The organism is Streptomyces sp. NPDC017095 (genome assembly GCF_044332325.1).
In the GTDB taxonomy this organism is placed as follows: domain Bacteria; phylum Actinomycetota; class Actinomycetes; order Streptomycetales; family Streptomycetaceae; genus Streptomyces.
This window is the reverse complement of record NZ_JBIROU010000009.1, coordinates 357,980-383,341: the sequence shown is the minus strand read 5'-3', so window position 1 is coordinate 383,341 and position 25,362 is coordinate 357,980. Positions and strand designations below refer to the sequence as shown.

The window sequence follows — 25,362 nt, the reverse complement described above, 5'->3', positions numbered from 1 at the left end:
GGGCGTCGGCGACGCTAGCGCGGCAACTCTGCGCTACACGCGTAGAGTTGACACATCGTTATGGCCCGGCGGAAGGCTGGGGAGAGGCCTCCGCCGGGCCCGGGTCCGGAGGGACCCGTCAGGTCACGGGGTGGTCTTGACCTTGATGGAGCCGTCGACGATCTTCTTCTTCGCCGCGTCCAGCTTGGCCTGGATGCCGTCGATGAAGCCGCCGCTCGGGGACAGCTTCACGCCGTCCTTCGCCAGCGAGTAGGTGTTGGTGCCGGACAGCGGCTTGCCGTCGCGGACCGACTTCACGAAGTCGTACACACCGAGGTCGACGTTCTTGACCATCGAGGTCAGGATCGACTTCTTGTACTTGGCCAGGCCCGGGACGTTGTACTGGTCGGAGTCCACGCCGATGGCCCAGGCGCCCTTCTTGCCCGCGACGGCCTCGATCGCGCCGTTGCCGGAGGAGCCGGCCGCCGTGTAGACGACGTCGGCGCCGTTGTCGAGCATGCCCTGCGCGGCCTCCTTGCCCTTGTCGGGGCTGGCGAAGCCGGAGGTGTCCGAGCCGTGGGAGAGATACTGCGTGTCGACCTTGATCTTCGGGTCGGTGTCCTTGACGCCCTGGACGTAGCCCGCCTCGAACTTCTTGATCAGCGGGACGTCGACACCGCCGATGAAGCCGACGTGCTTCGCCTTGGTCTTCAGCGCGGCGGCGACACCGGCCAGGTAGGAGCCCTGCTCCTCGGTGAAGGTGATGCTGTCGACGTTCGTGCCGGTGACGACCGAGTCGACGATGCCGAAGCTGGTCTTCGGGTACTTCGCGGCGACCTTCGTCATGGAGGCCGCGTAGGCGTAGCCGACGCCGACGACCGGGTTGTAGCCCGCCTCGGCCAGGTCGGACAGGCGCTGCTCGCGGTCGGCCTCGGTGTCGGAGGTCTTGGCGGTCAGCTCCTTGATGTCACCGCCGAACTCCTGCTTCGCCTTGTCGGCACCGCGCGCGGCGGAGTCGTTGAAGGAGCGGTCGCCGCGGCCGCCGACGTCGAAGGCGAGACCGACCTTGACACCCTTGCCGCCGCCGGCGGAGGGCGAGCCGGCGTCGTTGTTGTCGGAGGAGGTGCTGCCACAGGCGGTGGCAGTCACGGCGAGAGCTGCGGACGCGAGACACGCAGCGGAGATCTTGGCTACCCGGCGCACGGGAAGGCTCCTTCACCTGACCTGAGCGCCATGTCGGCGCTTGATGTGAGCACCTTCGCGGTGCTCCGGCCGAGACGCCCCGTCGGCGTCGGCTTCGCGGCATCGTAACGCGCGTAGATGTCGCAAAAAACCCTCTCGGGAAGCCGTTATCGATTCGAGGCAAACACTGTCTGAACTCGGACTCCGGGGCATATACCGGCCGTGTTGCGGACCGTGTGCGATTGGCTTGCTTCCGTGTTGCGCCCGCGGAGGGAACGGCCCCCGGCGGGGCCGTCCGGTCAGTCCCGCGCGCCCGTCGGGTCCAGGAAGGCGGCGGCCGTGAACAGCTCGACACCCACCGTGATCGCGTACTCGTCGGCGTCGAAGTCGCCCTGGTGCAGATCGCGCACCGTGTGCTCGCCGGGCCGGCGCACGCCGAGCCGGGCCAGCGCGCCCGGCACGTGCTCCAGGTACCAGGAGAAGTCCTCGCCGCCGAGGCTCTGCTCGGTGCTGTCGACGGACTCCATGCCGCGCCGGGCGATCATGGCCCGGCGGAGCAGGTCGGTGCACTCCCGGTCGTTGACGACGGGCGGCACCCCGCGCTGGTAGGTGATCTCGGACTTGGCGCGGTGCAGGGCGGCGACCTCGTCGACGGCCGCGTGCACGATGTCGGGGGCCTGCCGCCAGGCGTCCAGGTCCAGGCAGCGCACGGTCCCGGACAGCTCAGCGTGCTGCGGTACGACGTTCGGGGCGTGGCCCGACTCGATCCGGCCCCAGGTGAGGGCGAGCCCGGCGCGGGTGTCGACCCGGCGGGCGATCACCGCGGGCACGTCGACGGCGACCCGGGCGGCGGCGGTGACCAGGTCGGTGGTCAGGTGCGGGCGGGCGGTGTGGCCGCCGGGGCCGTCGAGCGCGATCTCCAGGCGGTCGCAGGCGCTGGTGATCGGCCCGGCCCGCAGGCCGACCCGCCCGGCCTCCACCCGGGGGTCGCAGTGCACGGCGAGGATCCGGCCCACACCGGTCAGCGCGCCGTCCTCGATGGCGTCCAGGGCGCCGCCGGGCAGCACCTCCTCGGCGGGCTGGAAGATCAGCCGCACCGGCCGGGTCAGCAGGCCCTTGGCGTGCAGGTCGGCGAGGACCAGTCCGGCGCCGAGGACGACGGTGGTGTGCACGTCGTGCCCGCAGGCGTGGGCGCGGTCCGGGACGGTCGAGCGGTACGGGCACCCGGTCTTGGCGTCGGGGATGGGCAGGGCGTCGATGTCGGCGCGCAGCGCGAGCAGCGGCACGTCCGGACGCTCACCCTCCGCGAGCCCGATGTCACAGACGAGTCCGGTCCCGGTGCGCAGGACGCGGGGCCTGAGCCCGGCCCGCTCCAGCCGCTCCTTGATCGCGGCGGTGGTACGGAACTCCTGGTTGCCCAGCTCGGGGTGCATGTGCAAGTCGCGGCGGAAGGCCACGAGTTCGGCCTGCAGGGACTCGCTCAGCGCACCGGGGAGGACATCATCCGGGAGGCCGGCCTCGGACTCTAGGGACATCAATTGCTTCACCCTCTGAAGGGTAGGACGCCCACGGGTCAACTACCCCTCGATCAGCAAAAGTTCAGCCCGTTAGGGGACGAAAATCCGACCGGTGGACGCATGGCTGCGGACTGTGGTGGGTAAAACCCTTGTTTTTCTCCTTCCACGGATACCACGCTTCGCACCAGTCACGCGCGGGAAGTCCGGTAACCGGACCCGCCACGCGTCACCCGGGGCGCGTCCGCCCCTCCCGGCGAGCCCCTAGGCCAGGCCCACCGCCGCCAGGCGGTGGACGTCGCGGGCCGTTCCGGTCACGCCGGACAGGAAGCCCTGGGCGCGCGGGGAGGCGGTGTCCGTGAGCCAGGCCGGGTCGATGTCGCAGACCGCCACGCGCACCCCCGTACCGGCCAGGGCCAGCGGGAGGGTGTGCACGACGGTGGAGGGGAAGCTGAGGATCGTGCGGCCCACGGGCCCGCGCCGGGCGATCAGCTCCAGCGGGAGGTCCGGGCGGACTATCTCCAGGCCCGTCTCGACGGCCAGCCGGTGCAGTTTCTCCGTGCTCTCCCGGCGGTGGGCGAAGTAACGGGTCGCGCCGTGGGCCCTGGCGAGGACGCGGACGGCCTCCACATAGTGGTCGGCGTCCACCACCCCGGTCTCCACCAGCGAGGTGCCGACCAGGTCCGCGCCCTCGGTGACGCGCGGCGGGCCGAAGCGGGCGCGGGTCCAGGCGAAGTCGTTGGCGGTGACCGTGACGCCGTCCGGGATCTCGGTCACCGGCATGGAGGAGAACACCTCGACGCGCCGGCGGCGGCTCGGGGTGAGGCGGCGCCGGGCGGAGGAGGAGACCGGGGCGAAGAGCAGGTCCCGTGCGCCGGGCCGGCCGCCCTTGCGGTGCCAGCGGACCAGGCGTTCGCCGCGGGCGAGCTGGGCCACGAACTCCATCGTCGCGGTGCCGTCGTCGACCACGACCAGGTCACGGGCCCGGGTGATGGTCAGCAGCAGCTGCACATAGCGGGAGAACGGGTCGCCCATCACGATACGGCCGGCCCGGCGCAGGGGGCCGGCGAGGCCGCCGATGGTCTGGAAGGGCGCGGCCGTACCGCCTCGGGCCTCCTCCCAGCGCACCCGGTACCCCTCGTCCCGGGCCAGATCGGCCATACGGCGCAACTGGCCGCGGGTCATGGGGTCGGTCGGGGACAGGACGACCACGGTGAGGTCGAGGGCGGCGCCCGCCGATCCGGCCGCCGCCGATTCGGTCGCCGCCCGCCGGGCCTGCGCGGGCACGCCCGGCACGGGCACCTCCGGTGCGGATGTACCCGGCACGGGCACCCCCAGTGCGGAGGTACCCGCCACGGGCGTACTCGGCGCCGGGATCCCCGGCAGAGGCGTACCGGACGCGGGCACCCCCGGCGCGGACGTACCCGATGCGGGCCCGGCCGATCCGGGCCCGGCCGACGCGGGCGTACCCGATCCGGGCCCGGCCGACGCGGGCGCACCCGGCGCGGGGCCGGCCGGCGCGGGCCCGGCCGGGGCCGGTACGAACGCCGTGGCCGTGTCCGCGCCGGCCGCGCCGCCCGCACCGGCCGCGCCGCCCCCGCCCGGCGGGCCGGCCGGCTCCGCGGGCGCGCGTCGGCCGTGCTGGTGCGCCCACTCCAGTACGTTCAGCAGCTGTACCGGGCTCTCCACGAAGGCGAGCGTGGGGGCAGGGTGGCCGGCCTGACCGGCGCGGGGGCTCATCGGCGTACGACCGTCCCGTCGTCAGTGAACCGGATTCACACCGAGACCGGCTCGCCGGCCGCCGCGGCGATCTCCGCCTCGGCGACGGCGCCGGCGACCCGGCGCAGCTTCTTCATCGGGCCCAGCTCGGAGTCGTAGACCTTCTTGACGCCGTCGCCGAGGGAGGCCTCGATGGTGCGGATGTCGCGGACCAGGCGGGTGAGGCCCTGCGGCTCCACGGAGGCGGCCTGGTCGGAGCCCCACATGGCGCGGTCCAGGGTGATGTGGCGCTCGACGAAGGTCGCCCCGAGCGCGACCGCGGCGAGGGTGGTCTGCAGGCCGGTCTCGTGGCCGGAGTAGCCGATCGGGACGTTCGGGTACTCCTTCTCCAGCGTGTTGATCACGCGGAGGTTCAGCTCCTCCGCCTTGGCCGGGTAGGTGGAGGTGGCGTGGCAGAGCAGGATGTTGTCGCTGCCCAGGACCTCCACCGCGTGGCGGATCTGCTTCGGGGTGGACATGCCGGTGGAGAGGATGACCGTGCGGCCGGTGGAGCGCAGGGCCCGCAGCAGCTCGTCGTCGGTCAGGGACGCGGACGCGACCTTGTGGGCCGGCAGGTCGAACTTCTCCAGGAAGGCGACGGCCTCGGTGTCCCACGGGGAGGCGAACCAGTCGATCCCCTTCTCCTTGCAGTAGGCGTCGATCCGGCGGTACTCGTCCTCGCCGAACTCCACCCGGTGGCGGTAGTCGATGTAGGTCATCCGGCCCCAGGGGGTGTCGCGCTCGATGTCCCACTGGTCGCGGGGGGTGCAGATCTCGGGCGTGCGCTTCTGGAACTTCACGGCGTCGCAGCCGGCCTCGGCGGCCACGTCGATCAGCTTGAAGGCGTTCTCCAGCTCACCGTTGTGGTTGATGCCGATCTCGCCGCAGATGTAGACGGGGCGGCCGGGGCCGACCTCGCGCTCACCGAAGGCGCGCAGACGGGAGTGGGTGCTCATCAGGGGGTGTCCTTACTTGGGGAGGGAATCGAGAGAGGGGCCGAGGATCCAGCTGGCGATCTCCCGGATCGCGCCGTCGCCGCCGGGGACGGTGGTGACCGCGCGTGCGGCGCCGCGTACGACGTCGTGGGCGTTCGCGACCGCCACGGGCCAGCCGACGAGGGCGAAGCACGGGAGGTCGTTGACGTCGTTGCCGACGTAGAGCACGCGCTCCGGCGCGATGCCCTGCTCCTCGCACCACTGCTTCAGCGCGAGGTCTTTCCGGTCGATGCCGTGCAGCACGGGGATCCGCAGCTTCCGTGCGCGGGCGGCGACGACCGGGTTCTGTTCCGTGGACAGGATCAGCAGCTTCAGACCGCTCCTGCGCAGGGCGGCGATGCCGAGTCCGTCGCCGCGGTGCACGGCGACGAACTCCCGTCCGTCGGAGTCGATCAGCACCCGGTCGTCGGTCTGGGTGCCGTCGAAGTCGAGTACGACCGCGTCCACGTCGTCCGCGGCCGGCAGCGCGCCGGGGCGGTCCGCGTCGAAGAGGGGCGCGAGGGCGCGGGCGCGGGCCAGGTCGTGCGGGTCGTCGATCTCCAGCACCCGGGCCGGGTCGGTGCGGACCAGCTCGGTGTGGCCGAAGAAGCGGTGGCGGTGCTCCCGGAAGCCGGCCGCGTCCATCGCGTAGGCGGCGCCGGTCTCCAGGAAGTCCTGGGGGCGGTCCTGGCGGCGCGGGCGGTAGGACTTGTCGTGGTTGACGCCCGCCCCGCCCCCGTCCCCGGTGTCCGGCTCGCGCCACACGAAGCCGTGGAAGGGGGCGACGGTCACGGCGGTGTCGGCGCCGTTCTCGGCGACCGCGGCGGCCACCCCGTCGATGTCCTCCCGGACCAGGAAGGGGCTGGTGCACTGCACGAGCAGGACCACGTCGACCGGGGCGCCGTGCAGCGCCTCGTGGGCGTCCATGGCGTGCAGGACCGCGGCCTCCGAGGTGGCGGTGTCCCCGGCGATCGCGGCGGGCCGCAGCACGACCTCGGCGCCGGCCTCGCGGGCGGCGGCGGCGATGGCCTGGTCGTCGGTGGAGACGACGACGTCGGTCACCAGCCGGGTCGCCCGGCACTCGCGCACCGCGCGGACCACCAGCGGGACACCGCCCACCGGCGCGAGGTTCTTCGCGGGTACGCCCTTGGAGCCGCCGCGCGCCGGGATCACGGCGAGCACCCGGCGGAGCGTGGCGCCCGGGTCCGCTTCCGAGTGGGACATGGGGTGTACTCCTTGCAGTGAGGTCACAGCTCGCCCATCCGCCGGATCACGGGGGCGACCCGCTGGACGCCGTGCCGGTAGGCGCCGCGCGCGGCCCGGCGCACGATCTGCCGGACGGGGCCGGGCGCCTTGTCCGCGGCGGGCGCGCCGGGCAGCGGTACGCCGTCGGGGCCGAGGTGGTGGCGGGCGAGGATGCCGGGCAGGTAGCCGGGCGCGGTCTCGGGGGTGTAGTAGGGGTTCAGCGGCGGCAGGCCGCCGGAGCGGTCCAGCAGCCCGGCGATCCGTTCGCGGGCGGCGTCGAACGCGGTGGCGTAGGACTCCTCCCCGGCGGCGACGCCCTGCCGGGCCACCCACTCCTCGTCCGGCTCCGGCCGGTGCCCGGCGTCCAGCCGGTCCCAGGAGGCGAGGCAGCCGGAGCCGGTGAAGTGGTGGTTGCCGAGCCCCTCGCGCACCCCGAGGTCGGTGAGCACGGCCGTGGGGATACGGCGGTGCAGGGCCTCCAGGGCGGCGGTGGAGCTGACCGTGACCAGCAGGTCGGTGCGGTCGAGCACCTCGCCCATGTGCCCGTACACCAGCCGGAGGTTGGCCGGGAGGTCCTTGCCCTGGACCAGCTTCTGGTACGGCAGTTCCTCGATGTGGGTGGTGTGTTCGCCGGGCTTGGAGCGCAGCTTGAGCAGCACCTCGCGCTCGGGGTGCCGGCGGGCGTGCGCTATGAGGCGGTCCAGCAGGTAGGTGCGGTCCCGGCGGTTGTCCGGCACGGACGGCTGGGCCGCGAAGACCACGGTGTACGGCTCGTGCGGGCCGGCGTAGGGCGCGCCGCCGAGGAAGGGCAGGGCGACCTCGGTGACCGCGGAGGCGTCCGCGCCCACGCCCTCGAACACGGCCCGGAACCGGTCCGCGTCGTGGCGGGAGTTGGCGAGGACCAGGTCGGCGCCGTGCCGCAGCAGCAGTCCGTCGGTGAGCTTCTCGTAGACGACCCCGACATAGCCGGTGACGACCACGGGGCGCGGCCCGGTGCCCCAGGCGGCGCGCAGCCCGTGCAGCATGGCCTGCACCCCGCCGCCGACCAGGGCGAGCACGAGGACGTCGTACGGCGCTCCGCCCGCCTCCCCCGCCGGTTCCGGGCCGGGGCCCGCGGTCATGGCGCGCAGGAACTCGACTCCGGTGACCTCGCGCAGGGAGTCGGCCTCGACGCCGACCTCGCCGAGCTGACGGGGGGTCGGGGTGGCGCGTCCCCGCAGGAGGTAGCCGTCGAGCCGGACGCCGGCAGCCGCCGGAGTGAGCCGCCGCGCGGTGAGCGCGCCCCACTTCCACCGGGTGTCGGAGTCCGCCAGGACGGCGACCCGCAGAGACTTCGTAGCACTTACTGGCACACCGAAGACGCTAGGAAGCGAGGGAAAGGTCCCGCCCAACCTGAATGCAACAAATGGTTAACAGCACATCTCCGTCAGGAGAATCAGCCCCGGAACGGCGCGAAAAACAGCCCGGTTCACAGCTTTGCCACGTGCAGTTCATCTGGAATCAAGCAGCCGGTCAGGGTGCGGGCCGGGCCGCCCTCTACCGTCGTCCGGGTGGTGAAGCTCTCGGTGATCGTGCCGTTCTACAACGTCCAGCAATACGCGCCAGACACGCTGAAGAGCCTGCGTGCGAACACGCGTGAGGACTTCGAATTCATTCTCGTCGACGACTGTTCGAGCGACGAGACGCCGGAAATCCTCGCGCACGCGGAACGCGAGCTTCCCGGCGCGGTGCTGGTCAGACACGAGCGGAACGGAGGGCTGGCCACCGCGCGCAACACCGGCATCGACCGGGCGCGCGGCGAGTACCTGACGTTCCTGGACGGCGACGACTGGCTCGCGCCCGGCTACTACCCGCGGCTCGTGTCGGCCATGGACGAGCTGGGCTGCGACTTCGTCCGCACCGACCATGTGCAGTGCACCGGCCGGGCCCGCGCCGTCCACCGCGTCCCGCAGGGCCGCCGCGATGTCGTGCTGAACCCGCGGGCGGCGATCCTGCCGGCCGACCGGTCCACCTCCGTGGACTACGCCTACGCGTGGGCGGGCATCTACCACCGCCGGCTCGTCGACCGGGGCCTGCTGCACTTCACCCACGGGCTGCGCACGGCCGAGGACCGGCCGTGGATCTGGAAACTGCACCGCGAGGCCGATTCCTTCGCCGCGGTCGGTCTGCTCGGTGTGTACTACCGGCGCGGTGTGGCCTCCTCGCTCACCCAGATCGGTGACGTGCGGCAATTGGATTTCCTGCGCGCATTCGACCAGGTGATCGAGGAAACGGCCCGGGATCCCGAGGCCGATAAGCTGCTGCCGAAAGCCGTGCGCACCTATTGCGCCATCATGGCTCATCACCTCGGAACGATCGAGAGGTTCGAACCCGCCGTGGCCCGACAATTGCGTTCCCTGAGCGCAGCCGCGCTGAAAAGACTTCCGCAGGACGTGCTGGCGCAGGTCATGGACTCGATGGACGCCCAGCGCGCGAGCCGGCTGCGGCGGCTCAGGCGCCGCCCGACGGCCCACCGGACGGCGGCCGTCTGATGCCCGGCACCACCCACATCTTCTGCGTGTCGACGCTGTACGGGGCCGCCACGCTGGCCGCCGCCCTCGACGCGGGGCTGTTCGGTCCGGCCGACCGCCGGCTGCTCCTCGTCACCAACAACGCGGCCAATCCCGAGACCACCCCGTCCGTCGACCGGATGCCGGGCTTCGGGACCATCGGGGACCGCTTCGACGGGGTGCTGTCCTGGAACGAGACCATCGCTCCCCTGCACCCCAGCGGCTGGGGCCCGCGCGCCAACGACATCCCCATGTGGGAGCGGTACGTGCGGCTGCTCTGGGGGCTCGGTGACGACCGGGTCCGGCTCACCGTGGAGTCCGTGCAGGTCAACCCGGCGCTCGCGCTGTGCCAGTTGTTCACCGGCGCTCCCGTCGACGTCTACGCGGACGGCCTCATAAGCTATGGCCCCACCCGGGACAAGATCGATCCGCTGGTCGGCACGCGCGTCGAGCGCCTGCTCCATCTGGATCTGGTCCCCGGGCTGACCCCGCTGCTGCTCACCGAGTTCGGCGTGCGCCCGGAGCTGGTGCCCACCGGGGCGTTCACGAAGGTGCTGGAGGAACTCGCGGCGGACGGGACGGAGCTGCCCGGCACCGGTGAGCCGCGGCCCGCCCTGCTCCTCGGCCAGTACCTCTCCGCGCTGGACATCCTCAGCGCCGCCGAGGAGGAGGAGCTGCACCTGCGGATGGTGCGCGGCGCGGTGGCGCTCGGCCACCGCCGGGTGGTCTTCAAGCCGCACCCGGTGGCGCCCGCCCACTGGTCGCGGCTGCTGCGGGAGGAGGCGGACCGGCTCGGCGCCGAACTCGTCGTGCTGGACGTGCCCGTGCTCGCGGAGGTGGCCTTCCGGCGGCTGCGGCCCGCGCTGGTCGTCGGCTGCTTCTCCACCGCGCTGTTCACGGCGGCCACGCTGTACGGCCTGCCGGTCGCCCGGACCGGCACCGACACCGTGCTGGCCCGGCTCGCGCCGTACCAGAACAGCAACCGGGTGCCGGTCACCATCGCCGACGCGCTGCTGCCCGACCTCGGTGACGCCGCGGGCGTGTCCGGCTGGTCGCCGCCCGGACCGGAGCGCGTGGCGGAACTGGCCGCGCTGCTGCGGGCGGTGGGCTTCGCCATGCAGCCGAAGATCTATCCGGAGCTGCGGGCGGACGCCGAGAGCTATCTGTCCCGGCATCTCGACGCCCGCACCTGGCGGTACTTCAAGCGCCGCCGGCTGACCGCGCTGGCCCTGCCGGGCGCGGTGCCCGCGCAGTTGTCGTTCATCCCGCGCAGCCCGACCGTGCGCCGGCTCGCCCGCCGGGCCCGGGCGCTCGCGCCACGCGCCAGACGCTGAGACGCGCCAGACCCTGAGCGGCGCCGCCCGGCCTGGGCAGGCCCGGCCTGGGCAGGGACCGGCCTGGGCAGGGACCGGCCTGGGCAGGGACCGGCCTGGGCAGGGACCGGCCGGGGCTCGGGCAGGCCGCCCGGGGCTCAGGCAGGCCGCTCGGGCGAGCCCGGGCGGCTCGCCCGGCGGGCCACCGGGGGTTTGCCGGGCGAGGCCTACCGCCGGCGGGGGGCCTCTGCCGCCGGCAGGGGGCCTGCCGCCGGCAGGGGAGCCTGCCGCCGGCGGGTGGGGTCTACTGGCGCCGGGCGGGGTCTACCGCCGGCGGGCGCGGATCTGCTTGACGGCCTTGCGCACGACGGGATGGCGGCGCAGGGCCTCGGCGCGTACGGGGGCGGCGCCGGGCAGGCGCAGACTGGTCAGGCGCCGCTTCTTGAAGTACTGCGGGTACTCGGCGAGATGGACGGTGAGCCAGGCGGCCGCCTCCTCGCGCAGCTCCGGGTGCTTGCGGGACTGCATGCAGTAGCCCACGGTGCGGACCAGCGGGCCCAGGCGCCCGCCGAGCGTGTCCAGCGGGAGCGGGGTGCCGGTCACGTCGCGTTCGGCGTCGGGCAGGGCCGCGTCGATGAGGGTGAGCGGGACCCGGTTGCTGTTCTCGTACGGTGTGATGCGCTCCAGGAGCAGGTCCGTGCCGACCCGGGCGACCGGGATGCCGTAGAAGGCGGCGGCCGTCATCAGGGCGGTGGAGAAGCAGCCGATGACCAGTTCCGGCTTCAGCCGGGCGAAGACGGTCTCGGCGAGCACGGGTTCGCTCAGGACGGTCAGCCGCAGCCCCAGCTCCTGTGCCGTCGCCTCCAGGGACGTGTTGTAGGCGGACGGCGCGCTCGGGTGGGGCTTGAAGAGCACGTCGCGGTGGCCGGCGCGGGCGGCGGCGCGCACCATGCGGACGTGGAGTTCCTCCTCCTCGTCCTGGGTGATCAGGTTGATGGCCGAGAGGTACTGGCCGAGCAGTACGGCGGTGGGGCGGTGCCCGGCGGGGACGCGGTCGGCGAGGATTCCGGCGCCCTCCTCGCCGAGCTGGGCGAGGACGTCGACCATGGCCTTGTCCGGCACGGCCTCGGCACGGACGCCGTACTCGGACAGGAGCAGCGGACGCAGCCCGGGTATCAGGTCGAGGTGGAGCACGCGCGCGATGCGGCTGCTCATGCCGTGCGGGATGCGGTTGCGGGTGGGGCCGTAGCTCATCAGGCCGTCCGCGTACACGTGGATCGGGCTGTCGGCGAAGATGTCGGCGACCGCGCGGGAGGGGTTGGCCTGGATGGACTCGCAGGCGATCTCGACCGGTTCGTCGTCGTCCAGGTCCCAGGCACGGCGTACGGCCTTCTCCCACAGCACCAGGTCCTGGCCGCGCGGCGACCAGCCGGCCGGGTGGTGCGGGGAGATGAAGTCGTTCCAGGAGCGGACCTCGTCGAACTCGGGGCGCAGCCGCTCGAACCCGGCCATCCGGTCCAGCGGTGTGCCGACCTCGGGCACGGCGGCGGTGTTGCTGACGACGAGGATGCGGCGGTGCTCGGCGCGGGGGCCGAAGAGTCCGGCGCGCAGGGCGGCGGTGACGGTGGCGGCCGCGTACTGGGTGGCCGAGAAGAAGATCTGGGTGGTGCCGCTCATGCCGCGACTCCCTTCATGCCGCCGCGGATGCGCCGCAGGACGTCCACGCGTTGTTCACCCATGCCGACGAGGGCCTCGGTCAGTTCCGGCTCCGTCATCCGGCCCAGCGCCTCGGCGGCCAGCTGCCGGAGCTGGGCGGCGACGCTGCGCTCGAACCGGTCGCGCTGCAGGAGCTGGTGGGCGATGACGACGCAGTAGTTGCGCAGCGCCTTCTTGCGCAGCCGGCCGGCCTCGGGGTCGTCGGCGAGTTCGCCGAGGACGAGGTCGAAGGAGCGGAAGAAGTCGAGCTGGCGGACGTCGCCGATCTGCGTCAGGGAACTCGCCACGCCCCTGCGGTAGAAGACGCCGCGCAGGCTGGCGACGGCGTAGGAGTCGGCCCTGCGGTGCAGGTCCCAGATCCAGGGCCGGTCCTCGGCGGTGCGGAGCCCGTCGTGGAAGCGCAGCAGGCCGCGGTCGAGGAGGCGCCGGTGGTAGATGCCGGCCCAGGCGTAGGGGTAGTCGACCATCGTCGTGACGTCGACCGGCAGGATCGAGGTGCGCGGGTCGAGCGGGACGTGGCGGCGGCCTTCCGGTGCCCGGTGGACGGCGCGCTGGATGCCGGTGACCTGGACGTGGTCGGTGCGCACGAAGTCGACGTCGAGGCGTTCGATGGTGTCCACCAGCCGGGTCAGGTAGCCCGGGGCCAGCCAGTCGTCGCCGTCGAGGAAGGTGAGGTACCGGCCCTCGGCCGCGTCGATGCCCGTGTTCCGGGCGGTGGCCAGTCCGCCGTTCTGCTCGTGCCGTATCACCCTGCTGTTCTTCAGCCCTTTCGTCAGCCGCAGCAGCGCCTCGTAGGTCCGGTCCTTGGTGGACTGGTCCTCGACGAACAGGAACTCGAAGTCGTCCCGCGCGTTGTTCACCAGGCTGGTCACGGTGTCGGGGACGTACCCCTCGATGTTGTAGCAGGGGACGATCACTGACAGTTTCGGTGGGAGGCTGGGCACGCGTACACCTGGACTTTCTCCGGGACAGATTCCTGTGACGGTAAGAAAATCTCGACGCCGCATCCCAACGCAGGTCTGGCCGACAGGTGAACTCGGGGTGACGAGATGGTCTAAGCGGCTGCCAGGGACAGCTTCACCGCGAAGCCGAGGAACAGGGCGCCCGCCGCGGAGGTGGCCGTGGCCGCGAGGCGCTTGCGGCGGCGGAAGGCGGCGGCGAGCCGGGTGCCGCCGAATATCAGGGCGCTGAGGTAGAGGACGCTGGCCGTCTGCGCGATGGTGCCGAGGACCGTGAACGACAGGGCCGGGTAGGCGTAGTCGGGGTCCACGAACTGCACGAAGAAGGCGACGAAGAAGAGGATCGCCTTGGGGTTGACGAGGCTGACGACGAAGGCGCGGCGGAAGGGCCGTTCGTCGGCGGTCCGCGCGGGTGCCGCGGCCTCGGCGGTCTGCTCCCGCCGGGTCCGCCACAGCTGCCACGCGGCCCGCAGCATCCCGATCGCCAGCCAGGTCAGATAGCCGGCACCGGCGTACTTCACGACGTCGAACAGCAGGGCGTTGGCCTGGAGCAGGGAGGCCACCCCGGCGGCGGACAGGGTCATCAGCACGGTGTCGCCGCACCACACGCCGGCCGCCGCCGTGTACCCCGCCCGGACGCCGCGGCGGGCGGCCACGGACAGGACGTACAGGGAGTTGGGGCCGGGCAGCAGGACGATCAGGATCTGGCCCGCGAGATAGGTGGGGAGGTCGATGACGCCGAACATGGGTGGAGTGTCGCACGCGGGTACGACACCCGGGTACGGGCGGGGCGGAACGCGGCGCGCGGGTCAGAACGTGTCCGACGGCACGTGGCTGCCCCAGACCTCCCGCAGCGCCCCGCACACCTCCCCCACCGTCGCCCGCGCCCGCAGCGCCTCCTTCATGGGGTACAGCACGTTGTCCGCGCCGTCCCCGCCGCCCCCGTCGCCCTCCGCGCTCCTGCGCAGGGCGTCCAGCGCCCCGGCCACCGCCCGCCGGTCGCGGCCGGCCCGCAGTCGCGCGAGGCGTTCGGCCTGCCGGGACTCGATCGCCGGGTCCACCCGCAGCGGCGCGTACGGCTCCTCCTCGTCCAGCCGGAAGCGGTTCACGCCGACGACGACCCGCTCGCCGGAGTCGGTCTCCCGCGCGATGCGGTAGGCGTTCCGCTCGATCGCGGACTTCTGGAAGCCCCGTCCGATCGCCGCGGCCGCCCCGCCCAGCTCCTCGACCTTCCGCATCAGCTCCAGCGCCGCCGCCTCCACGTCGTCCGTCATCCGCTCCACGGCGTACGACCCCGCGAAGGGGTCCACCATGGCCGCCACGTCCGTCTCGTGCGCCAGCACCTGCTGCGTCCGCAGGGCCAGCCGCGCGCTCTTCTCCGTCGGCAGCGCCATCGCCTCGTCGAAGGAGTTGGTGTGCAGCGACTGGGTGCCGCCGAGCACGGCCGCCAGGGCCTGCACGCAGACCCGGGCCAGGTTCACCTCCGGCTGCTGGGCCGTCAGCTGCACCCCGGCCGTCTGCGTGTGGAAGCGCAGCATCAGCGACCTCGGGTTCCGCGCGCCGAACTGCTCCCGCATCACCCGCGCCCAGATCCTGCGCGCCGCCCGGAACTTGGCGACCTCCTCCAGCAGCGTCGTACGGGCCACGAAGAAGAACGACAGCCGGGGCGCGAAGTCGTCCACGTCCATGCCGGCCGCCACCGCCGTACGGACGTACTCCATACCGTCCGTGAGGGTGAAGGCGATCTCCTGTACGGGTGACGCGCCCGCCTCGGCCATGTGGTAGCCCGAGATCGAAATCGTGTTCCATCTCGGGATCTCGGTCTTGCAGTACCGGAAGATGTCCGCGGTCAGCCGCAGCGAGGGCCCGGGCGGGAAGATGTACGTGCCCCGCGCGATGTACTCCTTCAGCACGTCGTTCTGCACCGTGCCGGTCAGGCGGTCCGCGGGGACGCCCTGTTCCTCCGCCACGAGCTGGTACAGCAGGAGCAGCGGCGCGGCCGGCGCGTTGATCGTCATCGACGTGGACACCCCGTCCAGCGGGATGCCGTCGAAGAGCGTCCGCATGTCCTCGGCCGAGTCGACCGCCACGCCCACCTTGCCGACCTCGCCGTGGGCGATCGGCGCGTCGGAGTCGTGGCCCATCTGCGTGGGCAGGTCGAACGCGACCGACAGGCCGGTCGTGCCGTGGGCGATGAGCTGCCGGTAGCGGGCGTTGGACTCGGCCGCCGTACCGAACCCGGCGTACTGGCGCATGGTCCACGGCCGGCCCGTGTACATCGTCGGGTGGACCCCCCGGGTGAACGGGTACGCGCCCGGAGCGCCCAGCTTCCGCTCCGGGTCCCAGCCGGTCAGGTCGGCCGGCCCGTAGACCGGCTCGATCGGCAGTCCCGACTCCGACTCACGCGCCATGGGGTGCCTCCGCGGTCCGGCCCGTACCCCCTCCCCACCATGCCCCGTAGTTCGGCGGCGGTCACGCCGGGGAACATCCCCGGCATGAGGATCCCGGGGAGACCCGCCGCCCTGCTCGCGTCGGCCGCCGCGCTCACCACGCTCGCCGCGCTCTGCGGCTGCACCGCGCAGCCACCGGACCCCGACGCCAAACACGGCCTGCCGGTCCACGTCCGTCCGCCCGCCCGCCACGCTCCCGCCCCGGCCCGTACGGCCGCCTCCGCCCCGGCGTCCACTCCCGCGGCCGCCACCCCGTCCGTGCCCGCCTCGCCGTCCGCACCCGCCCCGCCCCCCGTCCGGGCCACGCCCACCGTGCCCGCCGCGCCCCCGCCCCGGGTCGTGTGGGCGCGCGGGGACAGCGGGCCGGGCGTCCGGGAGCTCCAGGCGCGGCTGCGCCAGGTGGCCTGGCTGTCCACCTGGCCGACGGGGGCCTACGACCAGCCGACCGAGCGGGCCGTGCGGGGCTTCCAGCGCAAGCGGGGGCTGCCGCCGACCGGGACGCTGGACACCGTCACCTGGCAGCGGCTGCTGGCCATGACACACCGGCCGGCCCGCTGGGAGCTGTACCGCCCGGCCGTCCGGCCGGCCGCCGCGCCCGACGCGCGCTGTCTGACCGGCCGGGTGCTCTGCATCGACAAGACCAGCCGGACCCTGCGCTGGATGATCGACGGGCGCACGCTCCAGACGGTGTCCGTCCGGTTCGGCACGCAGTACACACCGACCCGCGAAGGTGTGTTCCACGTCTACTGGAAGTCACGGCACCATGTGTCGACGCTCTACCACTCGCCGATGCCGTACGCGATGTTCTTCAGCGGCGGCCAGGCCGTGCACTACTCCGCCGACTTCGCGGCACGCGGTTACGCGGGCGGTTCGCACGGCTGCGTCAACGTGCGGGACCGGACGGCGATCGCGCGGATGTTCGCCCAGGTGAGGGTCGGCGACAAGGTCGTCGTCTCCTGGTGAGATGCGGGGCGCGGGCGGGACCGGGGGAACGTGTCCCGCCCGCGCCGGGTGCACGAGCCGTGGGTACGGGGGGAACCCCGGCTCCGTGCGACGGCCGATGACCAGTCGGCTCACTCAGTACTGCGTCACGGGCTCCAGAAACGTCACACCTCGCGTCGAAAAAATTTCGGCCGTGCGAACACCGCAGGTCAGAGCGGGTGTCGGGCGAGCGGGGGCGGGTGCGTCAGAGCGCGGAGTACGTCGGGCCGGGCGTGGCGGCCGACTGTCCGTGGCCGGGGCCGCCGGGGTGCGGGGCGAAGGCGGAGGGAGCGGGCGCGGCACCGCGGTGCCGGCGCCCCTTGCCCTGGCCGGGCCGGGCCGGGCCGTCGTCGTCCCCCTTGCCCTGGCCCTTGCCGCCCTTGTCTTTTCCGTCCTTGCCGCCCTTGTCCTTGCCGTCCTTACCGTCTTTGCCCTTGCCGTTCTTGTCCTTGCCGTTCTTGCCCGAGTCGCCCTTGCCCTGGCCGTTCTTGCCGGTGTTCTTACCGGTGCTCTTGCCGGTGTTCTTGCCCTGGCTGTTCTTGCCGGTGCTCTTGCCCCGGCCGTTTCCGGTGCTCCCGCTCAGGCCGGCGTTCGAGGTACCGGGGGCCGTGGAGGGCGCGCCGGGACCGGCGGTGCGGTCGCCGGGGCCCGCGGCCTCGCCGGGGCCGGTGCCGCGGTCGCCTTCCGTCCGGCCCTCCAGCGCGTCCGTGCCGGTGTCCGTGCCCGCGCCCGGCGTGGCCGACGGCGGCGAGGTGAGGTGCGGCCGGCCGGTGGCCGTACCGGCGGAGGCGGAGGCGCCCGGGCGGGCGGGCTCGTCACCGAACGGCGTGGGCAGCACCCCGCTCCCCGCGGCCACGGCGACCCCGCCGAGCGTGCTCACGGTCACCGCGGCGGCGAGCGCCAGGCGTACCGGGCGGCCCCGGCGGGGGCGCCGGACCGGGATTCCGGTACGCGTCGGCGCACCGATGCGGACCAGACCGGCGTCGGCGCCGGGTGCGGCGGGACGGCTTGCGGCGGGGGCGTGGACGGTGCCGGCCCGCTCCGCCCCGGCGGCCTCACGGGCCTTGCGGAACGCGGCCAGGGCGGCCTGCTCGCCGGGGAGTTCGGTGTCGGCCCCGGCGGTCTGCGCGGACAGCGCGCCGAGCACCCGGGAGAGCCGTTCGGCCTGGTCACGGGCGCGGGCATCGACGGCTTCCAGCGGCTCACCGCGCAGCAGGCGTTCCGCCGTCTCACGGTTCAGCCACTTGTCCTGCTCGTCGGCCATCACATGTCCTTCTGCGTCCGCGCACGCGTATGCGTCACAGTTGCGGACGTCACCGCGCCGTGGCGCGGTTCTCGCTGTGGCGGGAGGGCGTCGAGTCCGCCCGCCGATTCCGGATCCGCGCCGATCAGCTCGGCGAGCCGCTTCAGACCGCGGTGCGCGGCGGTGCGGACGGCGCCCGCGCGCTTGCCGAGCGTCGCGGCGGCGGTCTTGGCGTCCAGGCCCACGACCACGCGCAGGACGACCGCCTCGGCCTGGTCCTGCGGGAGCCGGGCGATCAGCGAGAGGGTGCTGTCGGTGGCCAGGGCCTCGATGGCCTCGCCGGCGGTGTCGGATTCGGCGGCCCGGCCGGTCAGCTCGGTCTCGTCGCCGCCGATGGCGGGGCGCCGGCCGCGCATGCGTATGTGGTCCAGGGCGCGGTTGCGGGCGATCCGGGCGGCCCAGCCGCGGAACCGGTCGGCATCCCCGCTGAACCTGTCCAGGTCGCGGGCGATCTGGAGCCAGGCCTCGGACGCGACGTCCTCGGCGTCCGGATCGCCGACCAGCGTGCGGACGTATCCCAGCAGTCGGGGATGCACCGCGCGGTACACCGTGCGGAACGCGGTCTCGTCCCCGTCCTGTGCCGCACGCACCGCGGCGGTCAGCTCCGCGTCGTCCCCCAGCACCGCACTCCCTTTACGCCTGTCTTCGGTCGGCGCGAAAGGCACGTTACGGCGTTAAACCGCTGCTCGTCCACGTTCGTGGAAGATGCAACCGACTCGTGACCGGGCGCGGATGTGACCGCGCCGTGGCGGGGTGTGACACAAACCGCACGCCCGGCGCTGAGGGAAGTACGGGCCGTCCGCGGCCCGTCCGCGCGACGGCCGGGGCCTCTCCTGTGGGGGGTGGCGGCCCCGGCCGTTGCCTTCGGAATTCCCCTCGCCCGCGGTCCTTCTCGGCCGTACCAGGCCGTGCGCCGCGCCCGGTGGCTGCGGGTGTCCGAGTCCGTGGCCGTGCCGTTCGGGCATTCCGTTTCCCGACGGTCCGTGGCCGGTGGGGTTCAGCTTGGGAGGTCGGGGTCCGGCAAGCCGTCGGAGAGGAGGCGGCGGGCCAGGCGGCGCAGGCCCCGGTACGCGGCGGTGCGGACGGCGCCGGGGCGTTTGCCGAGGACGCGGGCGGCGGCCGGGCCGTCGAGGCCGACGACCACCCGCAGCAGCACCGCCTCCGCCTGGTCCCGGGGCAGCGCGCGCACCAGTTCCAGGGCGTGCTCGGTGGACAGCGACTCCAGCGCCTGGTCCTGGGTGCTGTGCCGGCCGGGCAGCTCCAGGGCGTCCTGCTCCAGCCGCGCGGCCCGGGGCCGGGTCCGCTGCCGGCGCAGGTGGTCCAGCGCCCGGTGCCGGGCGATGGTCGCGGTCCAGCCGCGGAAGCCCGCGCCGTCGCCCCGGAACCGGCCGAGGTCCCGGGCGATCTCCAGCCAGGCCTCGGAGGCGACGTCCTCCGCGTCCTCGCCGACCAGGCCGCGCACATAGCCGAGCAGGCCGGGCTGCACGATCCGGTAGGCCACCGCGAACGCGGTCTCGTCACCGGCCTGGGCCCGCGCGACGGCCGCGCCCAGCTCCGCGTCCCGCGGCTGCGGGCGGCGGGACTGCCCTCCCTGGCCCAAGACCGTCCTCGTTCGTGCCGAGTTCCTGGCCACTGCGTGGCGCCTGCCTCACGGTGCGACACGCTCCGGCCGTGTCGGTCGCCCTCCACGATCATCAGCGTCGGCCCGGACGGAAGTGTCACAGCCGGCCGGCGGCCCCGGACGGCAGGTCAGCCGCGGATGCCCGCGGTCGCGTCCCGGCACAGCAGCCGGAGCGAGCCGTGGCCGCCGTAACAGCGGCGGGCCTCTTCGAGGGGGTCCCAGAGCCGGCCGTCCGGAGTGCGCACCCAGTGCTCGCCGCCGGTCGCCCACCACTCCGCGCCGGTCTGGCGGACGATCACCTCGCCGGCGTAGGCGCCGAAACCGCGCAGGACGCTCTCGACGGCCGCGTACGGCGGTCCCTCCCGGCGTATCTCCTCGATCATCCGGTCCACCCGCCACAGGCTCTGCGCCGAGTAGTCGAGCCGGATCCGCGCGCCCTCGCGCATCGTCGCCACCGCGTCCGCCGCCCACCGCACGGGCTTGGCCGCGGCGGACGGCCTGGTCTCCTGCCGCGCCGTGCCGGGCCGCGCGGTCGCCTGGGCTGTCACCTGAGCTGTCACTTCGGCTGTCACATAGGGAAGAGCGAGCCGGGGCGAGGTTCCGTCACCCGGATTCGAAACGTTTCTCCGGACGTTCCGCCCACCGTCGCAGGACCGCCCCACGACCGCCGCACATCCGCCGCACCACGGGCACAGCTCCGCGGTCACACCTCCGCGGCGCCGCGCGCCCGGCGCGAGACCACCGCGCCCAGCACCCGGCGGCCCTCCGCCGACACCTCCCGCGCCCGGCGCAGCCCCTGCGCGCCGTGGTCCGCGAGGAGGTCCAGGACCGCGGCCTGGCGGCGCAGCTCGGCGGCGACGAGCGGCGGCAGCCCCACGGCGTCCCCGGCGTCACCCTCCTCCGTGGCTTCCGCATCCCACGTCTCCCCCGCATCCCACGTCTCTCCCGCGTCCCCCGTGCGCCCGGCCGCCGGGTCGAGCAGCCGGTGCACCCGCAGCGAGGCGGCCGAGCAGGCGCCGGCCCAGGGCCGTACCGCGTCGGCGGTGCGCGCGGCCGGGGCGGAGTCCAGCATGCCGCGGACCAGCCGCGCGGCCTCGGCGGCGGCGGACGGCGCGGCGCCGAGCGTGTCGCGGGCCCGGGCGAGGTCCGCGGCCCAGCCGGAGCCGTCGGCGAGGCTCACCCACAGCGGGCGCAGCAGTTCCTCGTCGCCGCCGAGCAGGGGAAGGCACCGATCCAAACAAGCCAGTGCGCTGGCGGCCAGTCCGCGTTCGTCGGCCTGTGCGATCCGTTCCACCAGGCTCATGAAGCCTCCCTCACCAGGGCACCGACCGGTACGGAGCCCTAACTGCCCCTTACTGCGTGGGACGGCGCGGGAGTGTCACAGGCGGATGTTTTCAGCCAAATACGGGTGCCGGAGCCGGCAGCCCGCCCGAGCGGACCTTGCGGTCCTGCATCCGGGTCAGCCGGACGACCACCACGATGGCGAGGACGGCGGCGGCGATGTCGAGCGCGTCGGAGAAGAGCATCGCCCGCGCCGCCTCGCGCACTTCGTCCGGCGTCTCGGCGCGCCGGGAGGCACCGTCGGCGGACCGGCCCGCCACCAGACCGATGAGCCACAGCGTCCACCAGGCGTTGACCGGTGTGTGCCCGGACCGCGTGCCCCAGGGGGCGCTGGCGTCCCAGGTGTCGGCGACGATCCGGCGCGGGAACCACAGGTTCACGACCGGGCAGAACCAGCCGCCGATCGTCCAGCCGCGCCGCATCCGGTGCCGGGAGGCGTCGAACACCTCGGCGTTCACCCGGACCCGCCACAGCCAGCACAGGTAGACGACCATCGTGGCCACCAGCGCCACGCCCTGTGCGACCCCGGCGGCGTGGTACAGCGTGTCCGCGTGCTCGGCCCGGCCGGTCACCCCGGTCCCGGCGGCGCCGTCGGCGAGGTCGCCGGCGACGTCGACCGTCAGCAGGTCCGCGTAACAGGCGAACAGGTCGGTGGCGATGACGAGCCCGAGCAGCAGGGCGGTGGCCCGGCCGAGCGCGGCCGGCGGGCGCAGCCAGGCGCCGGGCGGAGCCGGGTGCGGGTACGGGTACGGCGGCGCGGGCATGGGCGAGGTCATGGCGTGGTTCCCCCCGGGACGAAAGACGAGACGGGCCGGCGCGCGGTCCTCCCCCGGACCGGCGCGCGCGTACCACCGCGCGTCCCCCGGGTGCGGCCCCGGCGACGCGCGGACACCGGAACATACGGCCGGAGATCACCACCCGTCCACTCGCTTTCCCGTCCGGCCGGTCCGCGACGGCTCGGCCCGGCCGATCCGCCGCTCTCCCGTCCGGCTGGAGACGGCCGCTCAGCCCAGCCGGTCCGCCAAGGACCGGAAGGCGGTCCAGGTCAGTGTGGGTTTGCGCGGGTCCCAGAGTTTCTGCACGGTGGCCCGCAGCGGCATCCGGATGCCGGCCGCGACCTGCGCCTCGGTCTGCGCGTGCGGGAAGTCGCACCACACGGCGAACGACCCGCCGGGGATCTGCCCGTCGTAGCGGGCCGGCACGGCGGTCGTGCCGCGCAGCACCCGCGGGGTCCACTGCTCGTAGATGCGCTGTCCGGTCGGGTAGACGAAGGTCTGCGGCTGCCCGAGGACGTAGTAGAGGAACTCGTCGTTGTAGTTCAGGACCTGCCGGCCCTCGGCCAGGTACTCGGCGGGCTGCCGCGCGCCGATCTCCTTGCCGGTCCAGTAGGCGACCCGCAGGCTCGGGTCGGGCCGCACGGACGTGCCCCGGAAGAAGCCGTCGTTCCACGCGCGGACGGTCCTGCCGTGCGCGCGGACCGTGGCGGCGCGGTCGTTGAGCCAGCCCGTGGTGAGGTCGGCGACCGTGCCGCCGGCGCCGTAGCGCTGCCGGGCGGCGGCGGCCAGTTGCGGGTACGACGCCGCCGGGTCGCGGACGGTCAGCGCCTGGTACTCGTCGCCGCCCAGGTGCCACCGGTCGCCGGTGAACAGGCCCGCGTACTCGTTCAGCAGGTCGTCCACCAGCTTCGCGGACGCCTTCTGGGAGATGTCGATCGCGCCCCGGGTCACCGCCCCGCTCGCGTTGCGCAGCCGCAGGTCCGGGTGGGCGGCGAGGACCGCGCCCAGGTGTCCCGGGGAGTCGATCTCGGGTACGACGGTGATGTGCCGGCTCTCGGCCAGCCGCACGATCTTCCCGACCTGCGCCTTGGTCAGATGGTCGGCGGAGACGATCTCGGGGTGGCTGGCGGACTCGATCCGGAAGGCCTGGTCGTCGGAGAAGTGCAGGCCCAGCTCGTTGAACTTCAGGTCGCCCAGCTCCCGTATCCGGTCCTCGATCCAGGTCTCGGAGAACGGCTTGCGCGCGATGTCCAGCATGAAGCCGCGCACCGGTTTGGCCGGCTGGTCCCGCACCACGCCCTCTGGTGCCGCACCGCCGCCGCGGACCTCCTGCTTCAGGGTGCGGGTGCCGTAGAAGACGCCCGCCTCGCCGGGCCCGCTGATGTCGACCCGGCCGTCCCGGACGGTCAGGCTGTACGACTCCTGGTTCCCGCTGCCGCCGAGCGCGAGCCGTACGTCGCCCGCCCGCGCGTCGGCCGGCTGCCCGGCGTACGTCAGCCCCAGCTCGCCGGCGATCAGCCGTCCCTCGTCGGCGAGCCGGGGATCGGCCACCACCACCCGCGCACCGGGGCGCGGCTGCCAGCCGGGTCCGCGCGCCGGGGTGTGGGAGCGCACCGCGGGTATGGTGCGCGGCGCCTGCGACAGCGGGTAGGACCGGCTGGGACTGGGGGTGGGGCTGGCCGACGGGGCGGCCGGTGCCGCGGGGTCGGCGCCGGTGCCCGCCACCCGGCCGGAGGAGGACTGCCGGGCATCGTGCGCGGGCCGCCCGCCGCCGCCGTCCGTGGCGGCCCACACCGCGACGCTCGTGCCGAGCGCGACCGTCCCGACGACCGCGGCGGCCACGACGGCCCGCTTCCGTATCACCTGTCGCGCCGGTCCCCGGCGCCTGTGCGTGTGCTGGGTCACCCTGCCAACGTACGGCCGATCCTCCGGAAGGCTGCCGCCCAGGCGGTCCGAAACTCTCCCGTCCGGGTGAATTTCCGGTATCCCACGGACACCGGATGACCACTCTCGATAACCTGACGACACATCTTTCACCGCCTCCCCTGCCACATCTCTTGTGACGCGAGGACCCACGCTGCCCGCCCACCGCCTGCCCTGTCTGCCCAGGCCTCTCGACGCCTTCAACGCCGCGCCGGCCCCCGAGGCCCGCGCGCTGCTGCTGCGCTGTCTGCACAGCCTGCGCTGGGCGCGCCGGATCACCGCGCACCGCCCGTATCCGGACCTGGACGCCCTGCTGGCCGCGGCGGACGAGGCGGCGTACGACCTCGCGCCGGCCGATCTCGCCCAGGCGCTGGCCGGTGAGGCGCTGCCCGAGCTGCCCGCGGACACCTACTCGGCGGCCCACCTGGCCCTGGGCGCGGCCCACGCGGCCTACGAGGCCAGATTCGGACACGCGTTCGTCATCTATCTGGGTGATGCGGCGCCGGACGAGATCATCGACCGCATCCTCGAAGCGATCCGGTCACGATTGGCGAACGATCCGGAAGAGGAACGGGTGACGGCGGCCGAGGAGCTGCGGCGCCTGGCGCGCGGGCGGCTCGCGGCGGCGCTGAGCGGCGCGGGGCCGGGCCGCCGGTGCGGTACCCGGCATACCGACGTGACCAGCCACAACACGCCCGTACCCGGCACATGAGGTCCCGCGTCACCCCCCGGACGGCCGCGCGGATAGCCCGTCCGGTGCCAGTTCGATCACACAAGTAGGCCCCCCGTAAGCCACCGGCCGGGGCATGGATACCATGCAGAGGGCCGGTGGACCGTACCCGGCCGGGCCCGACCGACAGAGAAGCCGGCGCGGCCCTAGTCCCCGCTCCCGGAGGGTTCTTCCGTGCCGGCTGGAACGCTGTACCGCGGCCGGGAAGGAATGTGGTCCTGGGTGGCTCATCGAGTCACCGGCGTCCTCATCTTCTTCTTCCTGTTCGTTCACGTCCTGGACACCGCTCTCGTGCGTGTTTCCCCCGAGGACTACGACAAGGTCGTAGCCACGTACAAGACCCCGATCGTCGCGCTGCTGGAGTACGGCCTCGTCGCCGCCATCCTCTTCCACGCGCTCAACGGCCTGCGCGTCATCGCCGTCGACTTCTGGTCGCAGGGCCCGCGCTACCAGAAGCAGATGTTCTGGGCCGTGATGGGTGTCTGGGTCGTCCTGATGGCCGGGGCGATCTACCCGGTCCTCGGCCACGCCGCTCGTGTTCTGTTCGGGAGCTGAGGCCCATGTCCACCACTGAAACCACCGCGTCCGGAGTCGGCCCCGTCGAAGGCGCCCCCGTCTACACCGTCGACAACCCGGCCCCGCTGATCGAGGCGCCGCGCAAGCGCACCAAGAAGTCCCCGAGGTCGACCCGGGGCAACTTCGAGCTGGCGGCATGGCTGTTCATGCGCCTGTCCGGCATCGTGCTGGTCGTGCTCGTCCTCGGTCACCTGCTGATCCAGCTCGTGCTGGACGGCGGCGTCTCCAAGATCGGCTTCGCCTTCGTGGCCGGCCGCTGGGCGTCCCCGTTCTGGCAGGTGTGGGACCTGCTGATGCTCTGGCTGGCGATGCTGCACGGCGCCAACGGCCTGCGCACGGTCATCAACGACTACGCCGAGCGGCCGGCCTCCCGGCTGTGGCTGAAGGCGCTGCTCTACACCGCCACGGTGTTCACCATCCTGCTGGGCACGCTGGTGATCTTCACCTTCGACCCGAACATCCGCTAGGCACG

General features: G+C 73.4%; 23 protein-coding genes. 6 read left to right on the top strand and 17 right to left on the bottom strand.

All coding sequences use genetic code 11. From position 1 onward, the window contains the following. Positions 1 to 123: 123 nt before the first annotated feature. The 6 genes from ACH4OA_RS20715 to ACH4OA_RS20690 all read right to left on the bottom strand — a co-directional run bounded on the left by ACH4OA_RS20715 (position 124) and on the right by ACH4OA_RS20690 (position 8,004). Positions 124 to 1,182 carry a BMP family ABC transporter substrate-binding protein gene (locus tag ACH4OA_RS20715; protein WP_365883657.1) on the bottom strand — a complete coding sequence of 353 codons (1,059 nt, stop codon included), beginning with the start codon at positions 1,180 to 1,182 and terminating at the stop codon, positions 124 to 126. A 278-nt stretch (positions 1,183 to 1,460) separates the two neighbouring features. After that, positions 1,461 to 2,696 (bottom strand): amidohydrolase, encoded by a 1,236-nt coding sequence (locus tag ACH4OA_RS20710; protein ID WP_397941702.1) that lies wholly within the window; start codon positions 2,694 to 2,696, stop codon positions 1,461 to 1,463. A 243-nt stretch (positions 2,697 to 2,939) separates the two neighbouring features. Further along, complete coding sequence (locus ACH4OA_RS20705) at positions 2,940 to 4,001, bottom strand: hypothetical protein (protein ID WP_397941541.1); 1,062 nt, start codon at positions 3,999 to 4,001, stop codon at positions 2,940 to 2,942. A gap of 449 nt (positions 4,002 to 4,450) precedes the next feature. Continuing rightward, on the bottom strand, positions 4,451 to 5,389 hold the full coding sequence (locus tag ACH4OA_RS20700) for an N-acetylneuraminate synthase family protein (RefSeq protein ID WP_365883210.1): 939 nt from the start codon (positions 5,387 to 5,389) through the stop codon (positions 4,451 to 4,453). A 12-nt stretch (positions 5,390 to 5,401) separates the two neighbouring features. Continuing rightward, positions 5,402 to 6,631 (bottom strand): cytidylyltransferase domain-containing protein, encoded by a 1,230-nt coding sequence (locus tag ACH4OA_RS20695; protein ID WP_397946641.1) that lies wholly within the window; start codon positions 6,629 to 6,631, stop codon positions 5,402 to 5,404. A 23-nt stretch (positions 6,632 to 6,654) separates the two neighbouring features. Beyond that, positions 6,655 to 8,004, bottom strand: a complete 1,350-nt coding sequence (locus ACH4OA_RS20690; protein ID WP_397970087.1) for a DUF6716 putative glycosyltransferase — start codon at positions 8,002 to 8,004, stop codon at positions 6,655 to 6,657. A 198-nt stretch (positions 8,005 to 8,202) separates the two neighbouring features. On the opposite strand from ACH4OA_RS20690, the gene ACH4OA_RS20685 reads away from it, so the two are divergent. Both ACH4OA_RS20685 and ACH4OA_RS20680 read left to right on the top strand, forming a co-directional pair. Next, positions 8,203 to 9,183 carry a glycosyltransferase family 2 protein gene (locus ACH4OA_RS20685; protein ID WP_397941536.1) on the top strand — a complete coding sequence of 327 codons (981 nt, stop codon included), beginning with the start codon at positions 8,203 to 8,205 and terminating at the stop codon, positions 9,181 to 9,183. Further along, entirely contained in the window at positions 9,183 to 10,535 is a 1,353-nt protein-coding gene (locus ACH4OA_RS20680) for a polysialyltransferase family glycosyltransferase (protein ID WP_397946642.1), read from the top strand. Before ACH4OA_RS20685 ends, ACH4OA_RS20680 begins: the two co-directional genes overlap by 1 nt. Positions 10,536 to 10,838: 303 nt before the next feature. Here the strand turns inward: ACH4OA_RS20680 and ACH4OA_RS20675 are convergent, their stop codons facing one another. The 4 genes from ACH4OA_RS20675 to ACH4OA_RS20660 all read right to left on the bottom strand — a co-directional run bounded on the left by ACH4OA_RS20675 (position 10,839) and on the right by ACH4OA_RS20660 (position 15,600). Then, entirely contained in the window at positions 10,839 to 12,191 is a 1,353-nt protein-coding gene (locus tag ACH4OA_RS20675; protein WP_397941533.1) for a polysialyltransferase family glycosyltransferase, read from the bottom strand. Continuing rightward, complete coding sequence (locus ACH4OA_RS20670) at positions 12,188 to 13,174, bottom strand: glycosyltransferase family 2 protein (protein ID WP_365878743.1); 987 nt, start codon at positions 13,172 to 13,174, stop codon at positions 12,188 to 12,190. Before ACH4OA_RS20670 ends, ACH4OA_RS20675 begins: the two co-directional genes overlap by 4 nt. A 110-nt stretch (positions 13,175 to 13,284) precedes the next feature. After that, entirely contained in the window at positions 13,285 to 13,935 is a 651-nt protein-coding gene (leuE, locus tag ACH4OA_RS20665; RefSeq protein ID WP_365878745.1) for a leucine efflux protein LeuE, read from the bottom strand. 63 nt (positions 13,936 to 13,998) lie between these two features. After that, the gene (locus tag ACH4OA_RS20660; RefSeq protein ID WP_397970085.1) at positions 13,999 to 15,600 is read right to left on the bottom strand and encodes a methylmalonyl-CoA mutase; all 1,602 of its coding nucleotides are present in this window, start codon (positions 15,598 to 15,600) and stop codon (positions 13,999 to 14,001) included. 84 nt (positions 15,601 to 15,684) lie between these two features. Here ACH4OA_RS20660 and ACH4OA_RS20655 point away from each other — a divergent pair, with 84 nt between their 5' ends. Next, the gene (locus ACH4OA_RS20655; RefSeq protein WP_397946645.1) at positions 15,685 to 16,602 is read left to right on the top strand and encodes a L,D-transpeptidase family protein; all 918 of its coding nucleotides are present in this window, start codon (positions 15,685 to 15,687) and stop codon (positions 16,600 to 16,602) included. Between the two features lie 223 nt (positions 16,603 to 16,825). Here the strand turns inward: ACH4OA_RS20655 and ACH4OA_RS20650 are convergent, their stop codons facing one another. The 7 genes from ACH4OA_RS20650 to ACH4OA_RS20620 all read right to left on the bottom strand — a co-directional run bounded on the left by ACH4OA_RS20650 (position 16,826) and on the right by ACH4OA_RS20620 (position 23,524). Then, positions 16,826 to 17,884: a hypothetical protein gene (locus ACH4OA_RS20650; RefSeq protein ID WP_397970083.1), complete on the bottom strand. Its 1,059-nt coding sequence runs from the start codon at positions 17,882 to 17,884 to the stop codon at positions 16,826 to 16,828. After that, the gene (locus tag ACH4OA_RS20645) at positions 17,884 to 18,546 is read right to left on the bottom strand and encodes an RNA polymerase sigma factor (RefSeq protein ID WP_365879902.1); all 663 of its coding nucleotides are present in this window, start codon (positions 18,544 to 18,546) and stop codon (positions 17,884 to 17,886) included. The genes ACH4OA_RS20650 and ACH4OA_RS20645 overlap by 1 nt, the downstream gene beginning before the upstream one ends. Before the next feature lie 374 nt (positions 18,547 to 18,920). After that, the gene (locus ACH4OA_RS20640; RefSeq protein WP_397946647.1) at positions 18,921 to 19,523 is read right to left on the bottom strand and encodes an RNA polymerase sigma factor; all 603 of its coding nucleotides are present in this window, start codon (positions 19,521 to 19,523) and stop codon (positions 18,921 to 18,923) included. Positions 19,524 to 19,672: 149 nt separating this feature from the next. Then, complete coding sequence (locus tag ACH4OA_RS20635) at positions 19,673 to 20,092, bottom strand: hypothetical protein (protein ID WP_397970081.1); 420 nt, start codon at positions 20,090 to 20,092, stop codon at positions 19,673 to 19,675. A gap of 155 nt (positions 20,093 to 20,247) precedes the next feature. Then, positions 20,248 to 20,847 (bottom strand): hypothetical protein, encoded by a 600-nt coding sequence (locus tag ACH4OA_RS20630; RefSeq protein ID WP_397970079.1) that lies wholly within the window; start codon positions 20,845 to 20,847, stop codon positions 20,248 to 20,250. A 91-nt stretch (positions 20,848 to 20,938) separates the two neighbouring features. Continuing rightward, a complete protein-coding gene (locus ACH4OA_RS20625) occupies positions 20,939 to 21,661 on the bottom strand; it encodes a DUF4328 domain-containing protein (RefSeq protein ID WP_397938128.1) in 723 nt (240 codons plus the stop codon). Positions 21,662 to 21,889: 228 nt separating this feature from the next. Continuing rightward, positions 21,890 to 23,524 carry a glycoside hydrolase family 20 protein gene (locus ACH4OA_RS20620; RefSeq protein ID WP_397946649.1) on the bottom strand — a complete coding sequence of 545 codons (1,635 nt, stop codon included), beginning with the start codon at positions 23,522 to 23,524 and terminating at the stop codon, positions 21,890 to 21,892. Positions 23,525 to 23,720: 196 nt separating this feature from the next. Here ACH4OA_RS20620 and ACH4OA_RS20615 point away from each other — a divergent pair, with 196 nt between their 5' ends. The 3 genes from ACH4OA_RS20615 (at position 23,721) to ACH4OA_RS20605 (ending at position 25,357) form a co-directional block, all read left to right on the top strand. Continuing rightward, on the top strand, positions 23,721 to 24,296 hold the full coding sequence (locus tag ACH4OA_RS20615) for a 2-oxo-4-hydroxy-4-carboxy-5-ureidoimidazoline decarboxylase (RefSeq protein ID WP_397938132.1): 576 nt from the start codon (positions 23,721 to 23,723) through the stop codon (positions 24,294 to 24,296). Between the two features lie 192 nt (positions 24,297 to 24,488). After that, positions 24,489 to 24,869 carry a succinate dehydrogenase, cytochrome b556 subunit gene (gene sdhC, locus ACH4OA_RS20610; RefSeq protein ID WP_365879916.1) on the top strand — a complete coding sequence of 127 codons (381 nt, stop codon included), beginning with the start codon at positions 24,489 to 24,491 and terminating at the stop codon, positions 24,867 to 24,869. A gap of 5 nt (positions 24,870 to 24,874) precedes the next feature. Then, positions 24,875 to 25,357: a succinate dehydrogenase hydrophobic membrane anchor subunit gene (locus ACH4OA_RS20605; RefSeq protein WP_365879918.1), complete on the top strand. Its 483-nt coding sequence runs from the start codon at positions 24,875 to 24,877 to the stop codon at positions 25,355 to 25,357. Positions 25,358 to 25,362: the final 5 nt, after the last annotated feature.

Bases quoted from the DNA above. Each gene is read 5' to 3' on its own strand.
- ACH4OA_RS20630 (WP_397970079.1), bottom strand. From the start codon at position 20,847: ATGAGCCTGGTGGAACGGATCGCACAGGCCGACGAACGCGGACTGGCC.
- ACH4OA_RS20695 (WP_397946641.1), bottom strand. From the start codon at position 6,631: ATGTCCCACTCGGAAGCGGACCCGGGCGCCACGCTCCGCCGGGTGCTC.
- ACH4OA_RS20680 (WP_397946642.1), top strand. From the start codon at position 9,183: ATGCCCGGCACCACCCACATCTTCTGCGTGTCGACGCTGTACGGGGCC.
- ACH4OA_RS20625 (WP_397938128.1), bottom strand. From the start codon at position 21,661: ATGACCTCGCCCATGCCCGCGCCGCCGTACCCGTACCCGCACCCGGCT.
- ACH4OA_RS20710 (WP_397941702.1), bottom strand. From the start codon at position 2,696: ATGTCCCTAGAGTCCGAGGCCGGCCTCCCGGATGATGTCCTCCCCGGT.
- leuE (WP_365878745.1), bottom strand. From the start codon at position 13,935: ATGTTCGGCGTCATCGACCTCCCCACCTATCTCGCGGGCCAGATCCTG.
- ACH4OA_RS20650 (WP_397970083.1), bottom strand. From the start codon at position 17,884: ATGGCCGACGAGCAGGACAAGTGGCTGAACCGTGAGACGGCGGAACGC.
- ACH4OA_RS20700 (WP_365883210.1), bottom strand. From the start codon at position 5,389: ATGAGCACCCACTCCCGTCTGCGCGCCTTCGGTGAGCGCGAGGTCGGC.
- ACH4OA_RS20675 (WP_397941533.1), bottom strand. From the start codon at position 12,191: ATGAGCGGCACCACCCAGATCTTCTTCTCGGCCACCCAGTACGCGGCC.
- ACH4OA_RS20655 (WP_397946645.1), top strand. From the start codon at position 15,685: ATGAGGATCCCGGGGAGACCCGCCGCCCTGCTCGCGTCGGCCGCCGCG.
- ACH4OA_RS20605 (WP_365879918.1), top strand. From the start codon at position 24,875: ATGTCCACCACTGAAACCACCGCGTCCGGAGTCGGCCCCGTCGAAGGC.
- ACH4OA_RS20660 (WP_397970085.1), bottom strand. From the start codon at position 15,600: ATGGCGCGTGAGTCGGAGTCGGGACTGCCGATCGAGCCGGTCTACGGG.